Genomic DNA, 217 nt, shown 5'->3' on the forward strand with positions numbered 1-217 from the left:
GTTAATACATTTGTGTCTATATTTAGTTATTACAACCAAATGATATTTTAGATTGTATATTGAATGTCTATTGCTTTTGAATTCACTATCATTCATCTAAAAAACTCCTTTACAACTAAATTAAATTGCGATATAATTATAACATAAGGAAGAGGGAAAATCTATGAAAATCAATAAAGCTTTCAAATATAGAATATATCCTAATAAGGAACAACTG

At 24.0% G+C, this 217-nt stretch carries 1 protein-coding gene; it reads left to right on the forward strand.

The window, feature by feature from the left end; translation table 11 throughout:
* Nucleotides 1-163: 163 nt before the first annotated feature.
* Nucleotides 164-217 (forward strand): helix-turn-helix domain-containing protein (locus tag QMG30_RS25305; protein ID WP_353511688.1); only part of this gene is annotated, 54 nt, incomplete at its 3' end.

Origin of the sequence: Vallitalea longa (assembly GCF_027923465.1) — a bacterium.
Classification (GTDB): domain Bacteria; phylum Bacillota; class Clostridia; order Lachnospirales; family Vallitaleaceae; genus Vallitalea; species Vallitalea longa.